This is a genomic window from Anoxybacillus sp. B2M1 (assembly GCF_001634265.1).
Taxonomy (GTDB): Bacteria; Bacillota; Bacilli; order Bacillales; family Anoxybacillaceae; genus Anoxybacteroides; species Anoxybacteroides rupiense.
Genome location: NZ_CP015435.1, coordinates 3688439 through 3711165 on the forward strand (window position 1 = coordinate 3688439; position 22727 = coordinate 3711165).

Below are 22727 nucleotides of genomic sequence, written 5' to 3' on the forward strand. Positions count from 1 at the left end.
TCTGTTATATATACATGAATAGAGATGAAAAATTTCTTGATTTCCTGTAAAATAAAAAGGAGGAGTTTTTCCTCAAAAAGAAAGGAAGAGCATCATTGCATACACAGGAATTGATCACGGAAGCGAAAAAAGCGAGAGAGTATGCTTATGTACCGTACTCCAAGTTTAAAGTAGGCGCTGCTTTATTAACTAAAAACGGCAAAGTCTACCGCGGCTGCAATATCGAAAATGCCGCTTATAGCGTGTGCAACTGTGCAGAACGGACAGCGTTGTTTAAAGCGTATTCTGAAGGAGACACCGATTATGCGGCATTAGCGGTGATTGCTGACAGCTCCCGTCCGGTCCCGCCTTGTGGAGCGTGTCGTCAAGTGATTGCTGAATTATGTCCGCCAGATATGAAAATCATTTTGACCAATTTAAAAGGAGACATTCGAGAATTAACAGTAAAAGAATTATTGCCAGGAGCATTTTCAGCGGAGGATTTGCATGAATAAGGAACAGTATAAATCAGGATTTGTTTCCATTATCGGTAGACCAAATGTAGGAAAATCAACGTTTTTAAACCGTGTCATTGGTCAAAAAATCGCTATTATGAGCGATAAACCGCAAACGACACGCAATAAGATCCAAGGCGTATACACAACGGAAAGCACACAGATCATTTTTATTGATACGCCTGGAATCCACAAGCCAAAGCATAAGCTGGGCGATTTTATGATGAAGGTGGCGCAAAACGCTTTAAAAGAAGTCGACTTAATTTTGTTTATGGTAAATGCTGAAGAAGGATTCGGCCGCGGCGATGCTTTCATCATAGAGCGGCTGAAGGAAGTAAAAACGCCGGTGTTTTTAGTCGTTAACAAAATCGACCAAGTGCATCCGGACGAATTGCTACCTCTTATTGAGCATTATCAGTCACAATATCCGTTCGCAGAAATTGTGCCGATTTCAGCGTTACAAGGAAACAATGTCGAAACGCTAATCGAGCAAATAAAAAAATATTTACCGGAAGGTCCGCAATATTACCCTGCTGATCAAATAACGGATCATCCCGAGCGTTTTATTATCGCTGAATTAATTCGGGAAAAAGCTCTTCATTTAACACGCGAGGAAGTTCCTCATTCCATTGCAGTCGTCATTGATTCAATTGAACGCCCAGAAGATCATCACACCATTTATGTTAGCGCGACGATTATTGTTGAACGTGACTCACAAAAGGGCATCATTATCGGAAAGCAAGGGCGAATGCTAAAAGAAATTGGGCAACGAGCCCGTCAAGACATTGAAGCGCTGTTAGGTTCTAAAGTGTTTTTGGAGCTTTGGGTTAAGGTCCAAAAGGATTGGCGAAATAAATTATCTCAATTGCGCGATTTCGGATTTAGAGAGGACGAATATTAACAAATTTTGTGTAACATAAATTGATTGTAGGGAAGCCAAGCTATAAATAGCTTATTGAACGTGTAAGCGCTGCTTGCACGCAACCTTTATAAAGCGATCCTACAGGCGGAAAGGTGTGGTTCGATGCTAGAATTTACGTGGAAGCTGTTTAGCCAAACGGGGAATATCGACACATATCTCCTTTTCAAAGAGCTTGAGAGGGAGCATCAGCCAAATGGCGATGAACAAGAAATCGAGTTTACGGAAATGGACCAGCCGATTTTCTAAGCTGCTTTTTCCAGCTTGGTGGTGATCATATTGTTTGAAAAATGCGAAGCAATTGTGCTTCGAACGATTGATTACGGGGAAACTCATAAAATTGTTACCTTGCTGACGAGAGAATGGGGAAAGGTGGCTGTTATGGCTCGAGGAGCGAAAAAGCCAAACAGTCGCCTTTCTTCTGTGACGCACTTATTTACTTATGGACATTATTTAATTCAAAAGAGTCGCGGAGTAGGAAGCCTGCATCAAGGTGAAATCATTGATGCACTGAGAGGGATTCGCGAAGATATTTTTGCAACAGCTTATGCTTCTTATGTCGTCGAGCTAACAGATAAAATTATGGAAGAACAGCGCCCCAATCCTTATTTATTTGAGCTGCTTCTTCAGACATTAAAATATATGAATGACGGACTCGATTTAGAAATTCTTACATATATTTACGAGATGAAAATGCTGCGGGTGATCGGATTGCCTCCTTCGTTAGACGGATGCGCGGTTTGCGGGCGAAGCGAGGGGAGGTTCTCCTTCTCCATAAAAGAAGGGGGATTTCTTTGTGATCAATGCGAGGAAAAGGATCCGTACCGCTTTTCTCTTTCTTCGGCAGCGGTTAGGCTGTTGCGGCTTTTTTACCATCTTGATCTGTCAAGGTTGGGCAAAATTTCGGTTAAGAAGGAAACGAAAAACGAATTACACCACGTTATTTCCGCCTATTATGACGAATATTCCGGACTTTCGCTAAAAACGAAACGATTTTTAGAACAAATCGAGCAGCTAAAATCTCGGCTGCAATAATAAAGGGCTGTCACGAAGCTGAGGCAGCCCTGTTTTTATATGGAAGCGGTCTGTCGATGGCGTCTTTGCTTGAGGGAAATCAGGAGCAACGATGCACGTATTTTTAGAACAAAGCGAATTTTCTTGATTTCCTTTCGTAAAATGAATCATTACGTTATAATAGGTTCGTATGAGTACAGCCTTTTTTAGTTTTTGGTAAGGTGGTGAGTGAAAATCGAACTGAATAAACGCCAAGAACAAATTTTACAAATCGTCAAAGACCATGGACCGATTACCGGGGAAAACATCGCAGAAAAATTAAATTTAACAAGAGCGACGCTGCGTCCCGACTTGGCGATTTTAACAATGGCTGGCTATTTGGAAGCAAGACCGAGAGTCGGCTATTTTTATACAGGAAAAACAGGAACACAGCTTTTAGCGGATCGAATAAAAAAAATGAAAGTCAGTGACTTTCAATCGATTCCTGTCGTAGTCAATGAAAATGTCAGCGTATATGACGCCATTGTGGCGATGTTTCTTGAGGATGTCGGGACATTGTTTGTCGTGGATGAAGAATCTTTATTAGTGGGTGTCTTGTCGCGCAAAGATTTATTGCGAGCGAGCATTGGCAAGCAGGAGCTGACTTCGATTCCGGTTAACATCATTATGACAAGAATGCCAAACATCAATGTCTGTTATAAAGATGATCTGTTGATTGATGTGGCTGAGCGGCTCATTGAAAAACAAATTGATGCCATGCCGGTCGTAAAAAAAACAGACAAGGGATATGAGGTGATTGGACGAATCACCAAAACAAATATTACAAAAGCTTTTGTTGCGCTAGCAAAAGATGATTTACTCTAAGGAGGATGAAGATGAATCAACGCGTTGTATACGTGGTTTCTGATTCAGGCGGAGAAACCGCTGAATTGGTCGTCAAAGCGGCCGCAAGCCAATTTAATAGCGCTGCTATTCAACTAAAGCGCGTTCCTTATGTAGAAGATGTCTCCACGTTGAAGGAAGTGGTTGCGCTAGCCAAAATGAATCATGCGATTATTGCTTTTACGCTTGTCGTGCCGCAAATGCGCCAGTTTTTAATTGAAGAGGCTGAACGTGAAGGTGTGGAGCTATATGATATTATTGGTCCGCTTATGGAGAAAATGAGCCATTTATTCAATATGACTCCTCGCTATGAACCAGGGCAGGTTCGCGTATTAGATGAAGATTATTTTAAAAAGATCGAAGCGATTGAATTTGCTGTAAAATATGATGACGGGCGGGATCCGCGCGGCATTTTGCGTGCTGATATTGTGTTGATCGGGGTGTCACGCACTTCTAAGACGCCGCTGTCACAGTATTTGGCTCATAAACGCTTAAAAGTCGCCAATGTGCCCATTGTGCCGGAAGTCGAGCCACCAGAAGAATTGTTTAAAGTATCTCGAGAGAAGTGCTTCGGCTTAAAAATCAGCCCTGAAAAGCTGAATTCCATTCGTCGGGAGCGGCTCAGAGCCCTAGGGCTTGACGATAAAGCGATCTATGCGAATATGGAACGCATTAAGGAGGAGCTTAATTATTTTGATCAAGTAATTCAGCAAATCGGCTGCGATGTCATTGATGTGACGAACAAAGCGATCGAAGAGACCGCGAATATTATCATGAAAAAACGGAAGCTATAAGGGGAGGCCTCATGATTTTCATTGCTATCCATGCAATGTTATCAATGGCTTCTTTTTTTATTTGTTTCGGTCTTCGACTTTTCAGCGATCATTCGTGATATTTTTGAGTTGCCTTTTAGCTGGAAAGTGCATGATTTTGCAGCATCTATCGTTTTGTTCGTGGTGCCAGATAATGTTGTCTTAGTGTTAGGTAAAGAAATGGAAGCGCATATAGCCGTTCCAAAAATAGAATCCTTTTTTCGAGGATCGGAGATAAGCCAAGGTCGTTGAACTCCATAGTTGTGCATGGGTTAACATGTCGAGTTCCGTCTATGGTTGAACATAACGCTCGACTAGCATCATAGGCATTCTTTTATTTTTTTCTGGCGCATTCGTATTGATTGTATTATAATAAAAAATTGTGATAAAAATAAACCGTGCTACGTTTAGAGCAGAGATAGAACGAGTAAACTATTGATAGCTTATTGTCAAGAGGAAGATGTCGACAAAATTCGTTTATGTTCATAGGAGGAGAAGAAGGATTTTTGAAGATGGTGTAGAATGTAAAAAAGGCGACGGGCGACATATGACTGTTTTTGTCGATGCAGACGCTTGTCCTGTAAAAGATGAAATTTTCTCTCTTGCTCGTCAATATAATGTACAAAGTGTTTTTGTATCTTCATATAACCATTTTTCACATGTGGCGGAAATGGAGTGGGTATATGTAGATACGGAAAGAGAAGCTGTTGATTTGTATATTGTTAATCATGCGCAAAAGGGGGATGTTGTGATTACGCACGATATCGGATTGGCAAGCTTATTAGTCAATCGGGACATTTGTGTGATGTCTCCTCAAGGAAAAATGTATAGCGAAGATGGGATAGGACATGTGCTCTATATTCGCTATCTTCATGCAAAACAACGGAGACAAGGTGTGCGTATGAAAGGAATGAAACGTTTCTCTGACGAAGAGCGGCAGACCTTTCGAAAAAGTTTCGAAAAAATTTTGTCGAAATCCGCAGGAAATAAGGCATAGGACGAGAATAATAAAATTACGGAGTTGTTCGTATGGGATACCGCATTCCCGAAGAAATGATTGAAGAAATCCGGCGATCAGTCGATATTGTTGATGTGATCAGCGATTACGTTCAGTTGAAAAAACAAGGACGTAACTATTTTGGACTATGTCCGTTTCATGGAGAGAAAACGCCGTCTTTTTCGGTTTCACCCGAAAAGCAAATTTTCCATTGCTTTGGTTGTGGAGCGGGCGGGAACGTGTTCTCGTTCCTAATGGACATAGAAGGCCTTTCGTTTACCGATGCAGCTGCAAGGCTGGCAGCGAGGGCCAATATAGATTTGACGCCTCTCCCTCTTGATCATCAGCATAAAAGGCCAGCTGAAACAAGCGATGCCAAAAAAATGATAGAGGCGCATGAACTTTTAAAGAAATTTTATCATCATTTGCTCATAAATACAAAAGAGGGGCAACATGCGCTTGATTATTTACAGGAGCGAGGCATGACCCGCGAAGTAATCGAGCAATTCGAAATCGGCTATTCGCCTCATTCTTGGGATTTTGCTGTGAAGTTTTTAAAAATCCGTGGGTTTCCGCTTGACCTGATGGAAAAAGCCGGACTCGTGATTCGAAAGGAAAACGGAGAATATTTTGATCGTTTTCGCAATCGTGTGATGTTTCCGATCCATAATCATCACGGAGAAGCGGTCGCGTTTTCCGGACGCATTTTAGGAGAAGGACAGCCGAAGTATCTAAACAGTCCAGAGACCTCGATCTTTCATAAGGGTAAGATTTTATATAATTTTCATCAAGCTCGGCTGCATATTCGAAAGCTACAGCAAGCTGTTTTATTCGAGGGGTTTGCTGATGTTATTTCAGCATTTAAAGCGGGAGTTTCAAATGCTATCGCGACGATGGGCACAGCGTTAACTGACGAGCAAGCGCGCATTCTCAGACGCAACGTGGAGTCGATCGTCATTTGCTATGATGGTGATACAGCAGGGGTGGAAGCCACTCTTCGGGCAGCGGAGCTTTTAGAAAAAGCAGGATGCTACGTAAGAATCGCCGCTGTTCCTGATGGCCTTGATCCAGATGAATATATTAGAACATACGGCCTAGAGCGATTTCGGCATAATGTGCTTGAAGCGAGCGGCACATTGATGGCTTTTAAAATGGCCTATTTGCGTAAAGGAAAAAATCTGCAAAATGAAAGCGAGCAAATTCGCTATATTGAAGAGGCGCTAAAGGAAATCGCCCAGTTATCGAATCCCGTCGAGTTAGATTATTATCTGCGGCAGCTGGCAGATGAATTTTCTCTCTCCTTGTCAGCTTTGCAGCAGCAGCTGGAGCGCTACAAAAAAACGAGAACAGCCGCTTCTTCAAATAGTAGGCAATCGACTGCGGCTCCGCAACTACCATCGAAGAAACTTTTTCCAGCATTTCATAACGCTGAGAGGTTGTTGCTTGCTCACATGCTTCGAAACCGAGATGTGGCCTTTACTGTGCAGCAGACGATTCAAGGCGATTTCAACATTGAGGAGCATCGGGCAATTGCCGCTTACATTTATGCGTTTTATGAAGAAGGAAACGAACCTGATGTCAGCGCGCTAGTTGCGCGAATACCCGATGGATTAAAACCGCTTGTGACGGAGCTATCAATGATGCTTATCAATGAAAACCTTTCATCACAAGAATTAAATGATTACATGAAACATGTGTTGAATTACCCAAAATGGTTAAACCTAAAGCAAAAAGAGCAAGAAAAAATCGAAGCGGAGCGCCAGAAGGATTTTCTGAGAGCTGCACGCATCGCTAAAGAAATTCTCGAAATGAAAAAGTTGTTATCTAGTTCATAATGTCGTCTGAAAGTTTTAGAAGGAGGGGACGAAATGGCTGAAAAATCAGCTCGTTCAAAACAAGTCGACTCTGATGTAACTCTGGAACAAGTAAAAGAACAGTTACTGGAATTAGGAAAAAAACGCGGTGTATTAACATATGAAGAAATTGCCGAGCGCTTATCTGGTTTCGATCTCGATTCAGATCAAATGGATGAATACTATGAGTATTTAACGGAGCAGGGTGTGGATATTATTAGCGAATCGGATTTAGACGATGATCCAGATCTCGATGACCTTGTAAAAGAGGAGGAATTTGATCTAAATGATTTAACGGTTCCTCCCGGCGTAAAAATTAATGATCCTGTCCGCATGTATTTAAAAGAAATTGGCCGCGTTCCGCTGCTTTCTGCCGAAGAAGAAATCGAGCTGGCCAAGCGCATTGAACAGGGAGATGAAGAAGCGAAACGGCGGTTAACGGAAGCTAACTTGCGCCTTGTTGTCAGCATTGCCAAACGGTATGTCGGACGTGGCATGCTGTTTCTGGATTTAATTCAAGAAGGAAACATGGGTCTAATTAAAGCTGTTGAGAAGTTCGATTATCGAAAAGGCTATAAATTTAGTACGTATGCCACATGGTGGATTCGTCAAGCGATTACTCGGGCTATCGCTGATCAGGCTCGGACGATCCGCATTCCTGTGCATATGGTGGAAACGATCAACAAGCTGATTCGCGTGCAGCGCCAGCTTCTTCAGGATCTTGGCCGCGAGCCATCTCCAGAAGAAATCGCAGAGGAAATGGATTTGACGCCAGAGAAAGTCCGCGAAATTCTGAAGATTGCTCAAGAGCCTGTATCGCTTGAAACGCCGATCGGTGAAGAGGACGATTCACATCTAGGAGACTTCATCGAAGATCAGGATGCAACCTCCCCTTCCGAACATGCGGCATATGAGTTATTAAAAGAGCAGCTTGAAGATGTCCTTGATACGCTTACTGATCGTGAAGAAAATGTGCTCCGTCTTCGCTTTGGCTTAGATGATGGGCGCACTCGTACGCTTGAAGAAGTAGGAAAAGTGTTCGGCGTGACGAGAGAGCGTATTCGACAAATTGAAGCGAAAGCGCTCCGGAAGTTGCGTCATCCAAGCCGTAGCAAGCGTTTGAAAGACTTTTTAGAGTAATGTCTGCGCTGAAAAAATGGCTCTCAACAACATCGCATGAATCCATATGCAGAGCGTTGTGTGAAAAAAGAAGGATCTCCTTCTTTTTTCACGGGCTCTTGCCCGCGTCTACAAAATAAAGGTTGAGACCAATAGTTTACTTCTGCCGCAAGAGAAGTAAACTATTTTTATTTCCAACCAGGAAGGTCGATCAGCATGGATGAAAAACGACGCGAAATCATTGTAAGAGAAATTGAATATTGGAAGCGCTCACGCCTTCTTCCAGAGCAATATTGCGATTATTTGCTAGCGCTTTATACAGAAGGAGACCGCTCCTCGGCTCAGACGGCTGTGAGGAGGGCAGGCGCTTGGCTTCACATTTTCTTTATATTGTTAATTTGTCTTTTGTTGCCAATAAGTGTTCTTGCCATTTATTTTACTGAATTGTCGTTTGTTTTGCAAATGCTCCTTTTATCCTTTTTTATTCTTCTTTGCTTTATTGGAATATGGAAATGGAGAAAAGAAGCGAGGCTCGTGCATCTGCCGCTCATTATCGGCGCTTTTTTGGTCTTTTTGGCTTCTGTTCATTTGAGTGATTATTATTTTCCCAAAAACAAGCCGATCTCCGCTTTGGTGATTTTTTTAAATTGCGCATTGTGGCTTGTTTTTGGCCTTCGCATGCGGCTGCTTTATTTGACGATCTCAGGGGTGGTCGGCATTGCATTGCTCATTGGTTCCTTTTTTGTGTAATGTCGCTCTTTTTCGACGATTTTCAGCGAGAAAGTGATTTAGGGCTTTTCCTTCTTCCAGATTTACAGTAAAATAAAATTGTTTGTAGCGGTTACATTTTCAGGATAGTCTATACATAAGGGAGGTTAAACTGATGAATCGAAACCCGTTAATCCCATTTGTTCTTATCATGGTATTTGGGATTGGTCTAATGATTGCTCTTTCATTTAAAGGGCTTGGCGACGCTAAAGAGATGGCAAAAGAGAAAGAGGGCGGAGCTAAAACAGAAGAAACAGCAGCTGCAAAGCCAGAGGACTTTTATAAACAAACGTGTAGCAGCTGTCATGGTGTGAATTATGAAGGCGGCGTCGGTCCGGCATTAAAAGGTGTTGGAAAACGTCTCTCAGTAGACGAAATTAAAGATATCCTTCAAAACGGTCGCGGCAGCATGCCGGGAGGGCTTGTATCGCCAGAAAAAGCTGACGAGATGGCCAAATGGCTTTCAAAATTGCAATAATAGCCAAAGTCCCTTTACCTTGGGTGAAGGGATTTTTTGTTTATGATACAATAAAGGCGATCATGTCGCAGTGCGGAAAGGGAGATACAATGAATGAGTTAAAACTGTCAAAGCGGCTAGAAACCGTTGTTTCATTTATACCGAAAAAATCGAAACTGGCTGATATAGGATCTGACCATGCCTATTTGCCATGCTATGCGTATTTGCATGGCTATATTACGAAGGCTGTTGCCGGGGAAGTGGCTGACGGACCGTTCCGCTCGGCACAAAAGCAGGTCGAAAAAACAGGACTTAGCCAAGTTATTTTTGTGAGAAAAGGAGACGGTCTGGCTGTAATCGAGCCGGATGAAGTGGATTGTGTGACGGTTGCTGGGATGGGCGGAACGTTGATTGCTCATATTCTAGAGAATGGCAAGGAGAAATTATCAGGGGTTCAGCGGTTGATTTTACAGCCGAATGTCGGAGCACATGTTGTGAGAAACTGGCTGATTTCCCATGGATGGGAGCTTGTGGCGGAACGGATTTTGGAGGAGGACGGACAAATTTATGAGGTTCTTGTCGCCGAGCAAGGAAACGGTTTAAAGCCTTATAACCATGACCATATAGAGGCTGAATTGCTTCTTGGCCCGTTTTTACTGAAAGAGAGGAATGACATCTTTTTAAAAAAATGGCGAAGTGAGCTCGAGCATTGGAAGAAAATTATTGCGCAGCTTGAAGAAAAAGCACTCACGCAGGAAAGTATGAAAAAAAAGCAAGAGCTAGAGCGCAAAATTCAACTGATCGAGGAGGTATTGCGATGAGCAAGGTTCCAAATGGATATGAAGTCATTCAATTATTTGAACAATTTGCCCCGAAGTCGTTAGCAATGGAAGGGGATCCAATCGGTTTGCAAATAGGAACGCTGAATAAGCCGATTCATACTGTATTCATTGCGCTAGATGTGCTGGAAGAGGTAGTGGATGAGGCGATCGCTAATCGCGCGGATTTAATGATCGCCCACCATCCGCCTCTTTATCGTCCTCTGAAGCAGATTTTAACTGATCAAGCCCAAGGGCGCATCATTGAAAAATGCTTAAAGCATAATATCACAGTGTATGCAGCTCATACGAATTTAGATATCGCCCAAGGAGGCGTCAATGACTGGCTCGCTGAGGCGCTTGGACTGCAGGAAGTAGAGGTGCTTGCGCCAACGTATGAAGAGAAATTGAAAAAATTAGTAGTGTATGTTCCGAAAACTCATGCCTCTGCTGTTCGGGAAGCGCTTGGACATGCCGGCGCTGGCCATATTGGGAATTATAGTTATTGCACATTTAACAGTGAAGGGATCGGCACATTTTTGCCGGAAGACGGAGCGAATCCATTTATTGGAGCAAAGGGTGAGCTTGAACAGGTAGAGGAAGTGCGGATTGAAACGATTGTCCCCGCTTCTCTGCAAAAAAAAGTCATTGCGGCTATGCTGAAAGCCCATCCGTATGAAGAGGTCGCATATGATGTCTATTCGCTTGACAATCAGGGGCATACATGGGGATTGGGCAGAGTAGGGAAGCTGCTACAGGAAACGACATTGGGAGAGTTTGCAGAGCACGTCAAAAAATCGCTTGATGTCCCTGCGGTTCGTGTTGTAGGACAGCTTGACGATCCGGTGAAAAAGGTAGCTGTTGTCGGCGGAGACGGAAATAAATATATTCGGCAAGCGAAAATGAGCGGAGCAGATGTGTATGTAACGGGCGATGTTTATTATCATGTAGCGCACGATGCTATGGCCCTTGGGTTAAATATCGTTGATCCGGGACATAATGTGGAAAAAGTGATGAAACAGGGAGTTGCCCGCTTTTTAGAACAGGAATTTGCCAAGAAAAAGTGGAATACCGCTGTTTATGCGTCAAAAGTCCATACAGATCCGTTTACATTTGTGTAACCTACTGAATGGCGAAATAAAAACCGGGGCTGACTTAAACCCCGGTTTCTTGTTGCTTTGTTTTGACTTTCGGCAAGATTTTTTGCAGCGGTACTTTGCGCTCGCGTTTCCACGTTTCCGGATTGTTTGGATCAAACTGCTGGAGAAATTCGATCACTTCTTTGGTGATCGGAGTCGGTGTCGAAGCGCCAGCGGTGACAGCCACCTTTTTCGCATCTTTAATCCAATCGATTTCGATTTCGGTTACATCCGCTATGCGGTATGCTTTTGTTCCAGCGATTTCTTCCGATACTTGCGCAAGCCGGTTGGAGTTATTGCTCCGCGGATCGCCTACGACGATGGTTACATCTGCCTCTTTTGCCTGCTCGGCAACCGCTTCTTGGCGAAGCTGTGTAGCTAAACAAATTTCTTTATGCACTTCTACTTGCGGATACTTTTCTTGCACTTTCTTCATAATATCCGCTACATCCCATTGGCTCATGGTGGTTTGATTCGTCACCATTATGTGTTCACTATGAATATTTAGCTTGTCAACATCCGCTAGCGTCTCAACAAGATGAATGCGCGACGGATCGATACCAATGGCTCCCTCAGGCTCTGGATGCCCCTTTTTGCCGATATAAATGATTTCATATCCGGCTTTTAGTTTTTCGCGAATCAAATCATGGGTTTTTGTGACATCTGGGCATGTGGCGTCAATGGTGACAAGCCCTTTTTCACGAGCTCGCTTCTTCACTTCTGGAGAAACGCCATGCGCCGTAAAGATGACCGTTCCATGCTCAATTTTTTCAAGCAGTTCTAAACGGTTTTCTCCATCAAGCGTGATGATGCCTTCTTCAGAGAATGCATCGGTTACGTGTTTATTATGAACGATCATTCCTAAAATGTAGATCGGTCTTGGCAGTGTTGGATCTAACGCGGCATTTCTGGCCATTACCATCGCGTCAACCACTCCATAGCAATAGCCGCGCGGTGTTATTTTGATTACTTCCATTTGTAAAGCCCCTCCTTCGCTCTGCCCATTGGCACTTCTTTTTCATTATATCGGAGAAGGGGAAAGAATACAAAGAAGAACTAGATATACAATTTAGGGGTAGATGGTTTTGCTTCTTTTGGTGTTCTTTCCTTTGTTGTTGATTTGGCGGATGGCAGTTCGCGCGGCTTGTGCTCTTTCTGGTCTTTGGAATGCTGTTTCTTTTCTTCTTTGGCTTCCTTTTCTTTGGCAGGATTTATGTCTGATGTTTCAGACTCGCTGTTGTCATCCGTCGGCTTCAGCTCCCTAAAAATTTTAATCATCGCTGGAAGGTTTTTTACAAATGGTCCATATTGCTGAACCATTGGCACGACGTTTTGAGCAATTCCGAGCATCTTTTGTACATTTGTCAGCATGCCGCTAATTCCTCCGCCGCTTGTCGCTGTACTGGCGCTACTGACAGCGTTTTGCATCATGGGCAGCGAGGAGAAAGGAGAGGAAGGCATCATTGGTTGTCCGCGTGAAAGCAGCCTTGATAAAAATCCGCCCATTCTTGGCTGTGGATAGGCTGCTGGAGGCGAAAATGACGAGTTCATAAATGGAAATGAGCGAGTCGGCGGAGTTGGAGGCATTGGGGGTCTCATCATCTCTTTTTCCTCCTTTCTTAAAATAGTTTATAACATAAAATATGCGAGTATCATCGAAAGTGTTTTTTATTTAGACGGCCGCCTATAGTTGCATAGAAAAGAGAAAATCGGCTATAATGATAAGTCGAGTTTATTTGGCAATACGGCAAATGAAAGGAGATGAAGCAATGAAGGAAACACGGTTTGAGAGGTTTGCATTTCAGCCTTTTATCATAGAAGCCATTAAGCACCTGCGCTTTTATAAGCCAACGGAAATTCAAGAGCGCCTGATTCCATCGATTCTTCGCGGTGAAAGTGTGATTGGCCAGTCGCAGACAGGGACAGGAAAAACTCATGCGTATTTATTGCCGATCATAGAAAAAATCGATCCATCCCGTGAAGAGGTTCAAGCTGTGATTACAGCGCCTACGCGTGAGCTAGCGACGCAAATTTATCATGAGGCGTTAAAAATGATCAAACATTGCCCGCCAGATGCTGTGATTCATGCCCGATGTTTCATCGGTGGTACGGATAAGCAAAAGACGATTGAAAAATTAAAGAAGCAGCCACAGCTTGTTATTGGGACGCCTGGGAGAATTAATGATCTGCTGCGTGAACAGGCGTTGTTTGTCCATAAGGCGGACATGCTTGTGGTCGATGAAGCGGATTTAATGCTGGATATGGGATTTATTTTCGATGTCGACCAAATTGCAGCGAAAATGGCCAATCAACTGCAAATGCTCGTATTTTCAGCTACGATTCCTGAAAAATTAAAGCCATTTTTGCGAAAATATATGGAGAATCCTAAATATGTTCATGTTGCTCCGAAACAGGCGACGGCTGAAAAAATTGAACATATTCTCGTTCCGCTTCGTCATCGTGATAAATTAAAATTGTTGTATGACATGCTTGTTGCATACAATCCGTATTTAGCGATTGTTTTTACCAACACGAAAAAAATGGCTGATGAGGTAGCTTATGCCCTGAATGAAAAAAGATTAAGGGTAGGAGTGCTGCATGGGGATTTAACGCCGAGAGAGCGAAAAAAAATTATGAAGCAAATTCGTGATCTTGAATTTCAATACATTGTTGCTACGGATTTAGCGGCGCGCGGCATTGATATTGAAGGTGTCAGTCACGTGATTAATTACGAGCTGCCTCACGATCTTGAATTTTACGTGCATCGCGTTGGCCGGACTGGACGCGCTGGATATGAGGGAGTAGCAGCCACGATTTATGAGCCGTCCGATTATGATGCATTAGCCAAGCTAGAAAAAATGGGCATTGAGTTTATTCAGCGCGATCTTGTACGCGGAGAATGGACCGATTTGCCGGCATGGAATCAGCGAAGCAAACGGACGAAGCAAGCAGGAGAAATAGATCAGCTTGTCAAAAAAACCGTGAAGAAGCCAAAGAAAGTAAAGCCGGGATACAAGAAAAAAATGAAGGAAGAAATGGAAAAGCAGAAAAAAAGGCTGCGGCGCCTGAAAAATAAATAAGGGTTTAGGAAGGAAAGGGAGATTGGAGATGCTGAAAATTGGTTCCCACGTATCAATGAGCGGTAAGAAAATGTTGCTCGCTGCCAGTGAGGAAGCTGCTTCCTATGGAGCAAATACCTTTATGGTCTACACGGGCGCACCACAAAACACGAGACGAAAAAAGATTGAAGAACTGAATATTGACGCGGGACTGGCGCATATGAAGGAGCACGGAATTATAGAAATAGTCGTTCATGCTCCATATATTATTAACATTGGCAATACGGTGAATGCAGCGACATTTGAGCTTGGAGTGGAATTTTTGCGCGCGGAGATTGAAAGAACAGCTGCCATTGGCGCCAAACAAATTGTGCTTCATCCGGGCGCGCATGTTGGAGCCGGAACAGAGGCGGGAATTGCCAAAATTATCGAAGGATTAAATGAAGTCATTACATCTGATCAAGAGGTGCAAATCGCCTTAGAAACGATGGCCGGAAAAGGCTCGGAATGCGGCAGTCGTTTTGAAGAGCTGGCAAAAATTATGGATGGCGTTACACATAATGATAAGCTGTCCATTTGCTTTGATACGTGTCACGTTCATGATGCGGGTTATAATATTGTGGAGGATTTTGACGGTGTTCTTGAGGAATTCGATAAAATCATTGGACTTGAGCGGTTAAAGGTTCTGCATATTAATGATAGCAAAAATCCGCGTGGCAGCCGCAAAGACCGTCACGAAAATATCGGTTTTGGGCACATTGGCTTCCAAGCCCTTAATTATATTGTTCATCATCCACAACTGGGAGATGTTCCAAAGATTTTAGAAACTCCATATGTTGGTGAAGATAAAAACAATAAAAAGCCGCCATATCGTTTTGAAATTGCCATGCTGCGCAGCCGACAGTTTGATGAAGAGGTGCTAGCAAAAATTATGCAAGCATCATGATCAATAGAGGACTGTTCCGTTCTCTATGCATGAAAAGAATGAGGTAGTTGAATTTACCTTGGCAACATAGCGGGATTCATTCTGTTGCTGTCCATGATAAGCGAATCCCTGATGAGCAAGCGTGCCGAAAAATGAATGGAAAACAGAGAAGCGATCCTTCCCATTATATAGGATCGCTTTTATGTTCAAACATGTAACAGAGACCGCTTATAAATGGAGAAAATCGGTCTGTGAAATCTAATGAGATATAAAGCCATCCGTGATGCTAGTTGAGCGTGACCGAGGCAAGCCGCCACATCGCTTCCTGACCGCGAGTTTTGACAAATACCGCTCATTCATCATGATTGATGACAGCACGAAGGCTATTAGTGAATTGGTAATATATGGAATTGCAAGTTCTATAAACGATTGTCGGCGTTCGCAGCCGACAGACTTGCCGCTGTTATGTGATGGATGACGAAAAAGCAAGAGAAGGAATGGTTTCGGCTGTGAGCATTTATAGATACCGTTCGTTTCATCCCAGGATATTTCGCAAAAGAATTATCGATGCTTGTTGGTTGGATGATAGCAATAGCAAGGCAATGTATTTTGCCATAAAGAACGCGGTTTAGAACAAATGCGAAATTTTTTATTTTTTGCTGGTAAATTTCATAAATAGCTCGTTCGCTTGCTTGGCCGTTTGTGGTGATGTGATTTTCGCGAGCTCGCGAACCCATTTTGCTCTTTCTTGCGCATTAAAGATATTGATTTTGTTATTGCGGGCGATCTGGATGATTTGCTCCGCTTCCTCTAATGTTAGCGGAATATTATAATCCCGACTGTATGAAACAAGCTCTTCTGGAGTGATGGTTTTGATTTTTTGATTAATCAATTGTTGATAAAGATTCATGGTTCCTCTCCCCTTTGCGATGTATTGTATTATATGTGTATCGTATGAAGCGTAGGCCTAGAATGTGTTATGAAATTCTGTTGAAAGCCGCGGAATATCATGGGCACATGCTTTTTATGTGTCTGTATGGTCGAACGAAAACAAGGGAGTGCGCGTTAGATTGAATCGACCAGAAGTATAAGAGCATCGGAAAATGAAACGTTGCTCGAGAGCCGATTTTATTTACAAACGGCGATCTTTTCGCTATACTACATTCATAAATAAATCGTAATCATTCTTAATTTTTTATATTCATTCCTTTTTTGTATGAATGGATCAATAGATGATAGATCTTGTTTCAAGCGGCGAGGGAAGGGCTTTCGCCTAACGAGCCGCACTTATTTCATCAGTAGGTGAGAAGAAAATGACAGTGAAAACGGTATTAAGAGTGGAGAACGTGTCATTCCGCTATGAAAAAGAAAATGTGCTGGAGGACGTTACATTTGCTGTCCCGAGAGGAGCTTTTTTAGGGCTAGTTGGACCAAACGGCTCTGGCAAGTCAACGCTGCTAAAATGTATATTAGGATTGTTAAAACCTCAAAAAGGGAATATATTTTTATTTGATACACCGATTACGTCGTTTAAAGAATGGCATCGCGTTGGCTTTGTTTCACAAAAAGCGAACAGTTTTAACACAGGCTTTCCAGCCACTGTATACGAAGTAGTGGCAAGCGGGTTAACAGCTAAGCTTGGGTTATTCCGTTTTTTATCTCCTAAAGATAAACAAGCTGTTTTTGATGCGATTGACGCTGTCGGCATGAGCGAATTTTCTCGAAAAAACATTGGTGAGCTTTCGGGAGGCCAGCAGCAGCGGGTGTTTATCGCACGGGCGATTGCAAGCAGACCCGAGCTGTTAATTTTAGATGAGCCGACTGTTGGAGTCGATGTCCATCATGTCCAAAATTTTTACAACATGCTAGAAGAGCTGAATAAAGGACTTGGCATTACCTTTATATTAGTGACTCACGATGTCGGGACCATTACAGAAAAAGTGACGCATGTGGCGTGCTTAAACAAGCATCTCTATTTTCATGGGGGGGCCGGGGAATTTGCACAGCTTCAGAAAAGTGATTTGTCCCATTTTTACGGACACCATCTTCATGTGCTCTCTCATCAGCATTAGTGGAGGTACTTTGCAATGATCGGAGATATGTTTCATTATGAGTTTTTGCGCAATGCATTTTTTGCAGGGATGTTAATTGGCTTTATTGCCCCGCTATTGGGTGTATTTATTGTTGTGCGCCGCTTGTCGCTGATTGCGGATGCCCTCAGCCATGTCACACTTGCGGGTATCGCAGCCGGGCTGCTGCTGGAGAAAAAAATGGGGACATCGATAGGCTGGAATCCGCTTTACATGGGAATGGGCTTTTCTGTTGCTGGTTCGCTTTTGATTGAAAAATTACGCAGCGTATATAAGCACTATCAAGAGCTGGCGATTCCGATTATTTTATCAGGCGGAATCGGTCTAAGCGTTATTTTTATTTCGTTAGCTGATGGATTTAATACCGATTTGTTTACGTATTTGTTTGGCAGCGTAAGCGCTGTTAGTAGACAGGACGTCTGGATTATTTTAGGGATTGCCTTTGTTGTGATTGCAGTGATTTTTCTGCTCTATAAGGAATTATTTCTGCTTTCGTTTGATGAAGAATATGCGGTAGCATCAGGGATTCGCGCTAAGACGATTCATTTTATCTTTATTGTGCTTGTCGCATTAGTGATTGCGGCTTCAATGCGAATTGTGGGAATTTTGCTTGTATCGTCTCTAATGACGCTGCCAGTTGCTGCAAGCATTCGCATTGCTAAAGGATTTAAACAGACCCTGTTTTTTTCGGTATTATTTGGCGAATTAGCGGTAATTGTCGGATTAGTGGTATCGTATGAGATTGATTTGGCACCAGGTGGAACGATTGTGATGCTGGCCATCGTGATTTTGCTCATTTCTGTTTTTTGGAAAAAATGGAGAAGGAGATAAGGAAAAATGGATGTGGCGCAAGCGATTCAGTTAATGAAAAAAAGCGGGTTTAAGCATACGGGAAAACGGGAAGATATGCTCTACTTATTTGCCAAAACAGATAAGTATTTAACGGCCAAAAATGTATTGGATGCTTTAAAAGACGATTATCCTGGATTAAGCTTTGATACGATTTACCGCAATTTGTCCTTATTTGTGGAGCTTGGAATTTTGGAAATGACCGAGCTGTCTGGAGAAAAGCATTTTCGTTTTACTTGCAGCACCTCGCACCACCATCATCATTTTATTTGTATGGAGTGCGGAAAGACGAAAGAGATTGCGACTTGTCCGATGAATGAGCTAGCTGAGCATTTACAAGGGTATGAAGTATCTGGTCATAAATTCGAAATATATGGGAAATGTCCGGAATGTCAAGAGAACATCTCGTTATAACGAGATGTTCTCTTGAACGGTATGGAACCATTGTTCAAGTTGTTGTTTTGCTTCTATCCATGTATTGACGCGGATTACTTGCTTAGGCAAAGGTCCCTGGTTGTACGGAGTATCAAATAAAATTACAGGAATGCCGCACTGTTCTGCAATGTCACAAGCGTTATCATATTTATCCTCAAAAAAAGCAGCGATATCAAAGGCTTTCACTGCTGCAATTTTATCGTGAGAACCAACAAGCTCAATATGATGGTAATGAACGCCATTTTTTTTAAACCATTGCTCTGTAATATTATATAAATGCTTGCCTCGAGCGCTGATGTAAAAAAGCTCATATTCGTCCTTCCAGCTGTTGATCATCTCTAGAGCGTGCTGGGCGAGAGGCGCTTGCTCATAAATCATGGCCTCATACTGCTCCATCCATTGATCCATTTCTTCTTCTGTTGTGCCATATAAAGGAGCTAAATTGTACTGGGTAATCTCAGCAAGTGTCAGCTCCTTTTGAAATGACTGATTTAAATAAGGAATAAATGTGCTTGGGCACGTAACTGTTCCGTCGATGTCAATCCCGAGTCGTTTTTTCATGGTCGCTTCTGCCTCCTTTCTCCATCTATATTGTAACATATTACGTGTATTTTTCCTCGCGATGAAAACATTCGCATCAATATTTTGAAGGCGTTGAATCATACTATAAATGCTCCTTGATTTAAGGAAAGCGAGGGAATAACATGGCCGATGATCGAAATCGCTCGTATGACAATGAGAGCTACGTGCGATCAATAAGAGAAACAGACAGTGAACCTGATTTTATGGAGGAAACATCGTCAGAAATCGCTGAACCGATTCGTCATTACGATCGAAGTGATGAAAGAGAAGGAGCAGGAGGCGCAGGATTTGGCTGGACAGCACTCGCCCTTTCGCTTCTTTCCCTGTTTATGATGCCGATTATTTTAGGAGCAGCAGGAATTATTGTCGGCTTTATTGCACGCCGACGCGGCGCAAGAACTTTAGGGGCTTGGGCGATCGGGATCGGCATTGTGTCGATAATCGTAAAACTGTTTATTTTGCCGTTTTATTACTGAATAAAAAGCTTGACGCATCATGCGTCAAGCTTTTTGTGATTGTTTTTGCTTGGAGAAATATTCCTCAGCCAGTTTATCCACTTCTTTTTTCAATTCGTCAACCATTGTTTCTTCTGGAACTTTCCTTACAATTTTTCCATGGCGGAAAAGAAGGCCTTCTCCCCGCGCGCCAGCAATGCCGATATCAGCTTCTCGCGCTTCGCCAGGACCGTTGACGGCGCAACCGAGCACTGCGACTTTAATAGGGGCTTTGATTTTGGCGATATAGTCCTCAATTTCATTGGCAATGCTAATTAAATCAATCTCAATGCGGCCGCATGTAGGACAAGAAATCAGTGTAGCCGCGTTGGAGGCAAGGCCAAAGGTTTTTAATAGTTCTCTTGCAACCTTAACTTCTTCGACTGGATCGGCGCTGAGTGAAATACGGATCGTATTTCCGATGCCTTTGCTTAAAATGGCACCAAGTCCAGCTGCGCTTTTAACGGTTCCTGCAAATAATGTTCCTGACTCGGTAATGCCAAGGTGAAGTGGATAATCAAATGAGCGTGCAGCTTTTTCATATGCTTCGATCGCGAGACGAACATCGGATGCTTTTAGCGAGACGATAATATCGTGAAAGTCCAGCTCCTCTAAAATTCGAATATGATGCAACGCGCTTTCCACCATACCATCCGCTGTTGGGTATCCATATTTTTCTAATATCCGTTTTTCTAAGGACCCGGCATTAACGCCAATTCGAATAGGAACTCCCCGTTCTTTTGCCGCTTTCACGACCGCTTCCACTTTCTCGCGGCGTCCAATGTTTCCTGGGTTAATACGAATTTTGTCTGCTCCACCCTCAATGGCTTTTAGCGCTAGCTTATAATCGAAATGGATATCTACAACAAGAGGAATATTAATTCGTTTTTTTATTTCAGGGATAGCATTGGCTGCTCGTTCATCAGGGCAGGCTACGCGAACAATTTGGCATCCTGCTTCTTCCAGCCGTTTAATCTCAGCAACCGTTGCCTCCACATCATGCGTTTTTGTCGTCGTCATGCTTTGAATAACAACTTCATTGCTTCCACCGATCGTCAGGTTTCCGACGCGAACAGGCCGGGTTTTTGAACGATGAATTATTTCATTCACGAAACATTCGCTCCTTTTAAGAAACAAGTTCATGTCAACTTCTCAATTATTGTAACAGTGTTGGTCAACGGTTGACAAGAAATTCAGTTCTTTTTATTTATAGATGGGAAATTTATACGCTTTGCCAATTTGAATAGAGGTTGCTTTTATGCCCGGGTTGAGTGCTTCAAAATCTTCAATAAGCTTTTCAATCGAAACCGGCAGCGATTGGCCTTGTTCGCGTTCCATAATCGAAAGCAGAGTGTCTCCCGCTTGTACTTTGATGACCCGATAGCTGCTTGATGCAGCTGTTTCTGTTTTAGCAGAAGGTGCATGGGCCACTTTTTGTTCGGAAACGGGCAATGTTCCTTTTGTGACGTCATGATAAATAATATAAATCGCTAGACAAACGGCGCATATCTTCATTAATTTCCTCATCGCGGCTTTATGTCCTCCTAATGATGATCCCAACCCACAAGCACGGGGAATCTCCTTTAGATGAATGGCTCCTTTTCCGTTTCTCGTCCTATTTCTTCAATCAAAGAACAAATGACGGATAGATTGCAGTTATTAACTATGTATGCTTGTCCTTTATAAATATGCCTCTTTTCGATTAAAAAGCCCATAGCCAACGATCCAGAGCGAAGTCTTCCATGTAGGTAGGAGAGACTCGTAAAGAGCAAGTTGAAAGATTGTTTCAGATTTTGTTTTATTTTCTGTCCGTTCTAGAGTTTTGTAAAAAAAAGGAAATTATCTTTACTGAAACTTAACATTTCATTAATAAAAGCCTAAAACTTGTTCGATACAATGGCTTTGTAAATCAGATACAGAAAAAATATGGAGGGTAAAATGATGCTGAAAAGAAATCTAAAGCTAGCGATGGCAGCACTATTCATCACGGGGGCACTTACTGGATGTGGGAATTCTGATAACAACGATCAAACATCAGGAGCAACGAACGATCAAGGCAACGAAGGAAACACATCTTATTCCGGAACGGTGACATTAGCCGGTTCTACAGCGCTTCAGCCGCTTGCTGAAGAAGCAGCAACTGAGTTCATGCAAAAATATCCAGATGTTTCGATTACCGTGCAAGGCGGAGGAAGCGGTACGGGTGTCAACCAAGTAGCAGCTGGTGCTGTTCAAATCGGTAACTCAGATGTTCCATCAGCAGAAAAAATTGAAGACCAATCAAAAGCAGGAGAATTAGTTGACACTAAAGTAGCAGGCATTGCCTTTGCTTTAGTTGTAAATAAAGATGTAAAGGTCGAATCATTAACTGTTCAGCAAATTCAAGATATTTTTTCTGGTAAGGTGAAAAATTGGAAAGAAGTTGGTGGAAACGACGAGAAAATCAATGTCATTAACCGCCCGGCTTCTTCAGGAACACGTGCAACATTTGAAAAAACGATCATGAAAGACGTAGCCATTGATGAAAGCATTGGAACCGTTCAGGATTCTAATGGCGCAGTAGAGCAAGCGATTCAAACGACGCCAGGATCCGTTAGTTATGTAGCCATGTCGTACCTTGTAGGAGATAAAGCGAATGCTTTAACAACGCTAAAAATTGATGGTGCTGAACCAACGATTGAAAATATTAAAGCGCAAAAATATCCGTTCTGGTCTTATGAGTACATGGTCACAAAAGGGGAACCGAAAGACGCTGTAAAAGGATTTATCGACTTTATTAAAGGTGAAGAGTTTGCGGCAAAGGTAAAAGAAATGGGATATATTCCGATGTCGGAATTAGAATAATGTGATCATTCGTGGTGTTATATAGATTACGATGAATCCATATTGATCACCAAATGAATCAAGTTTCATCCGGTTTCGATGAACGGACGACCGAACCCACTGCTTATCGATCCATGAATGGATCGATAAGCGACTGGTTGTTTGGCGCTCCGTCACGCTTTGGCATGACCGAGGAAG

The 22727-nt window shown here is 42.8% G+C and carries 26 protein-coding genes; 20 read left to right on the forward strand and 6 right to left on the reverse strand.

What is annotated here, in order from left to right:
* Positions 1–95: 95 nt before the first annotated feature.
* The 13 genes from GFC28_RS17895 (at position 96) to GFC28_RS17955 (ending at position 11254) form a co-directional block, all read left to right on the forward strand.
* Positions 96–494 carry a cytidine deaminase gene (locus GFC28_RS17895; protein ID WP_044744561.1) on the forward strand — a complete coding sequence of 133 codons (399 nt, stop codon included), beginning with the start codon at positions 96–98 and terminating at the stop codon, positions 492–494.
* Complete coding sequence (gene era / locus GFC28_RS17900) at positions 487–1395, forward strand: GTPase Era (RefSeq protein WP_044744560.1); 909 nt, start codon at positions 487–489, stop codon at positions 1393–1395. The genes GFC28_RS17895 and era overlap by 8 nt, the downstream gene beginning before the upstream one ends.
* A gap of 123 nt (positions 1396–1518) precedes the next feature.
* Positions 1519–1662 (forward strand): YqzL family protein, encoded by a 144-nt coding sequence (locus tag GFC28_RS19065; protein WP_080862293.1) that lies wholly within the window; start codon positions 1519–1521, stop codon positions 1660–1662.
* Between the two features lie 30 nt (positions 1663–1692).
* The gene (gene recO / locus GFC28_RS17905) at positions 1693–2448 is read left to right on the forward strand and encodes a DNA repair protein RecO (protein ID WP_044744559.1); all 756 of its coding nucleotides are present in this window, start codon (positions 1693–1695) and stop codon (positions 2446–2448) included.
* 213 nt (positions 2449–2661) lie between these two features.
* Positions 2662–3291: a transcriptional regulator CcpN gene (locus GFC28_RS17910; protein WP_044744698.1), complete on the forward strand. Its 630-nt coding sequence runs from the start codon at positions 2662–2664 to the stop codon at positions 3289–3291.
* 11 nt (positions 3292–3302) lie between these two features.
* Positions 3303–4103: a pyruvate, water dikinase regulatory protein gene (locus GFC28_RS17915; protein ID WP_044744558.1), complete on the forward strand. Its 801-nt coding sequence runs from the start codon at positions 3303–3305 to the stop codon at positions 4101–4103.
* A 565-nt stretch (positions 4104–4668) separates the two neighbouring features.
* The gene (locus GFC28_RS17925; protein ID WP_044744556.1) at positions 4669–5118 is read left to right on the forward strand and encodes a YaiI/YqxD family protein; all 450 of its coding nucleotides are present in this window, start codon (positions 4669–4671) and stop codon (positions 5116–5118) included.
* A 32-nt stretch (positions 5119–5150) separates the two neighbouring features.
* Positions 5151–6953 (forward strand): DNA primase, encoded by a 1803-nt coding sequence (dnaG, locus tag GFC28_RS17930; RefSeq protein WP_044744555.1) that lies wholly within the window; start codon positions 5151–5153, stop codon positions 6951–6953.
* Between the two features lie 33 nt (positions 6954–6986).
* On the forward strand, positions 6987–8111 hold the full coding sequence (gene rpoD / locus GFC28_RS17935; RefSeq protein WP_044744554.1) for an RNA polymerase sigma factor RpoD: 1125 nt from the start codon (positions 6987–6989) through the stop codon (positions 8109–8111).
* 195 nt (positions 8112–8306) lie between these two features.
* On the forward strand, positions 8307–8840 hold the full coding sequence (locus GFC28_RS17940) for a hypothetical protein (RefSeq protein ID WP_044744553.1): 534 nt from the start codon (positions 8307–8309) through the stop codon (positions 8838–8840).
* A gap of 133 nt (positions 8841–8973) precedes the next feature.
* Positions 8974–9336 carry a cytochrome c550 gene (gene cccA / locus GFC28_RS17945; RefSeq protein WP_044744552.1) on the forward strand — a complete coding sequence of 121 codons (363 nt, stop codon included), beginning with the start codon at positions 8974–8976 and terminating at the stop codon, positions 9334–9336.
* A gap of 89 nt (positions 9337–9425) precedes the next feature.
* Positions 9426–10136 carry a tRNA (adenine(22)-N(1))-methyltransferase gene (locus GFC28_RS17950; protein ID WP_044744697.1) on the forward strand — a complete coding sequence of 237 codons (711 nt, stop codon included), beginning with the start codon at positions 9426–9428 and terminating at the stop codon, positions 10134–10136.
* Positions 10133–11254, forward strand: a complete 1122-nt coding sequence (locus GFC28_RS17955) for a Nif3-like dinuclear metal center hexameric protein (RefSeq protein ID WP_044744551.1) — start codon at positions 10133–10135, stop codon at positions 11252–11254. Before GFC28_RS17950 ends, GFC28_RS17955 begins: the two co-directional genes overlap by 4 nt.
* A gap of 34 nt (positions 11255–11288) precedes the next feature.
* On the opposite strand, the gene GFC28_RS17960 is transcribed toward GFC28_RS17955, so the two are convergent.
* Positions 11289–12248 (reverse strand): 4-hydroxy-3-methylbut-2-enyl diphosphate reductase, encoded by a 960-nt coding sequence (locus GFC28_RS17960; RefSeq protein WP_044744550.1) that lies wholly within the window; start codon positions 12246–12248, stop codon positions 11289–11291.
* A gap of 80 nt (positions 12249–12328) precedes the next feature.
* On the reverse strand, positions 12329–12874 hold the full coding sequence (gene vrrA, locus GFC28_RS17965) for a VrrA/YqfQ family protein (RefSeq protein WP_052660994.1): 546 nt from the start codon (positions 12872–12874) through the stop codon (positions 12329–12331).
* A gap of 167 nt (positions 12875–13041) precedes the next feature.
* On the opposite strand from vrrA, the gene GFC28_RS17970 reads away from it, so the two are divergent.
* On the forward strand, positions 13042–14352 hold the full coding sequence (locus tag GFC28_RS17970; protein WP_044744549.1) for a DEAD/DEAH box helicase: 1311 nt from the start codon (positions 13042–13044) through the stop codon (positions 14350–14352).
* 28 nt (positions 14353–14380) lie between these two features.
* Positions 14381–15277: a deoxyribonuclease IV gene (locus GFC28_RS17975; RefSeq protein WP_044744548.1), complete on the forward strand. Its 897-nt coding sequence runs from the start codon at positions 14381–14383 to the stop codon at positions 15275–15277.
* Positions 15278–15905: 628 nt separating this feature from the next.
* On the opposite strand, the gene GFC28_RS17980 is transcribed toward GFC28_RS17975, so the two are convergent.
* Positions 15906–16166 carry a DUF2624 domain-containing protein gene (locus GFC28_RS17980; protein ID WP_044744547.1) on the reverse strand — a complete coding sequence of 87 codons (261 nt, stop codon included), beginning with the start codon at positions 16164–16166 and terminating at the stop codon, positions 15906–15908.
* 403 nt (positions 16167–16569) lie between these two features.
* Here GFC28_RS17980 and GFC28_RS17985 point away from each other — a divergent pair, with 403 nt between their 5' ends.
* Genes GFC28_RS17985 through GFC28_RS17995 form a run of 3 tightly spaced genes read left to right on the forward strand, consistent with a single transcriptional unit; the run spans position 16570 to position 18609 of the window.
* The gene (locus tag GFC28_RS17985; protein ID WP_044744546.1) at positions 16570–17328 is read left to right on the forward strand and encodes a metal ABC transporter ATP-binding protein; all 759 of its coding nucleotides are present in this window, start codon (positions 16570–16572) and stop codon (positions 17326–17328) included.
* Positions 17329–17343: 15 nt separating this feature from the next.
* Positions 17344–18177, forward strand: coding sequence for a metal ABC transporter permease (locus tag GFC28_RS17990; protein ID WP_044744545.1), 834 nt, complete (start codon positions 17344–17346; stop codon positions 18175–18177).
* A 6-nt stretch (positions 18178–18183) separates the two neighbouring features.
* Positions 18184–18609, forward strand: coding sequence for a zinc uptake transcriptional repressor Zur (locus tag GFC28_RS17995; RefSeq protein ID WP_044744544.1), 426 nt, complete (start codon positions 18184–18186; stop codon positions 18607–18609).
* Here GFC28_RS17995 and GFC28_RS18000 read toward each other — a convergent pair.
* Complete coding sequence (locus GFC28_RS18000; protein WP_044744695.1) at positions 18604–19191, reverse strand: nucleotidase; 588 nt, start codon at positions 19189–19191, stop codon at positions 18604–18606. The two genes, GFC28_RS17995 and GFC28_RS18000, sit on opposite strands and share 6 nt — an antisense overlap.
* Positions 19192–19334: 143 nt before the next feature.
* Here GFC28_RS18000 and GFC28_RS18005 point away from each other — a divergent pair, with 143 nt between their 5' ends.
* On the forward strand, positions 19335–19688 hold the full coding sequence (locus GFC28_RS18005; RefSeq protein ID WP_044744543.1) for a hypothetical protein: 354 nt from the start codon (positions 19335–19337) through the stop codon (positions 19686–19688).
* Between the two features lie 24 nt (positions 19689–19712).
* Here the strand turns inward: GFC28_RS18005 and ispG are convergent, their stop codons facing one another.
* Positions 19713–20816, reverse strand: a complete 1104-nt coding sequence (gene ispG / locus GFC28_RS18010) for a flavodoxin-dependent (E)-4-hydroxy-3-methylbut-2-enyl-diphosphate synthase (protein WP_044744542.1) — start codon at positions 20814–20816, stop codon at positions 19713–19715.
* Between the two features lie 93 nt (positions 20817–20909).
* Complete coding sequence (locus GFC28_RS18015; RefSeq protein ID WP_044744541.1) at positions 20910–21233, reverse strand: type IV pilus assembly protein FimV; 324 nt, start codon at positions 21231–21233, stop codon at positions 20910–20912.
* A gap of 411 nt (positions 21234–21644) precedes the next feature.
* On the opposite strand from GFC28_RS18015, the gene GFC28_RS18020 reads away from it, so the two are divergent.
* The gene (locus tag GFC28_RS18020; protein ID WP_172798666.1) at positions 21645–22550 is read left to right on the forward strand and encodes a phosphate ABC transporter substrate-binding protein PstS family protein; all 906 of its coding nucleotides are present in this window, start codon (positions 21645–21647) and stop codon (positions 22548–22550) included.
* The last annotated feature ends 177 nt before the right edge of the window (positions 22551–22727 follow it).